The organism is Vibrio sp. 378 (genome assembly GCF_033339435.1).
In genome coordinates this window covers 1-595 of the sequence record NZ_JAWOUO010000828.1, presented here as the reverse complement: position 1 = coordinate 595, position 595 = coordinate 1, and the positions used below count along the sequence as shown (strand labels likewise).

1 protein-coding gene and 1 pseudogene are annotated in these 595 nt (G+C 39.0%); both read right to left on the bottom strand.

Features of this window, described 5'->3' with window-relative positions:
• The coding region (locus R7Q48_RS29085) for a hypothetical protein (protein ID WP_318133829.1) at positions 1 to 303 on the bottom strand (303 nt) is incomplete at its 3' end.
• Positions 304 to 353: 50 nt separating this feature from the next.
• Positions 354 to 595, bottom strand: a pseudogene (locus R7Q48_RS29080) (hypothetical protein); the annotation flags it as partial.

The window sequence follows — 595 nt, the reverse complement described above, 5'->3', positions numbered from 1 at the left end:
AAAAATAGCAGCTGCCCAGCAAAGAACTATCGTGAAAGCTTTTACAGTAAGCATCAATACTGCATTAACAAAGAAGACGTTGTTGCCCATCACAAACTCTACGATTCTTTCGTACACAAACCTTGAGTACGGGTACAACAGAGTATTAACAGTAAATACCGCTATTGTTGCGATGCTTAGCTCCTGCCCATTCTTCGTTGCGGCACTGAAAAAAACAGCAGCAATCAACGCTCCGAAAATGTATTGTCTAATCAAATACGACGTTTTTAGACCGCCAAAAGTACATTTTACAAATTCCTTCATTATTTCCTCAGCTTCCATGAAATAGTTGGATTAATCTTATATCGCGCTATCTAAAACACGCTTAGTAAATTTTCTTCAAACCGGAGTCCACGCAAGTCATAGTGGTCACATAAGCGTTTAAAAGATTCAGTGGCATACAGTCTTTGGCAACCTTCAAGTCGTGATTTAAATAGATATCGCTTCTCGATATCAGATTCTTCGAAATAAAGTGTTTCGTAACCATCTTCGATGCCATCAAGATATTTCTTCACGCAAACAGATTCGTCTTCTTGGCCAAAGGAGAGGCAGTTAA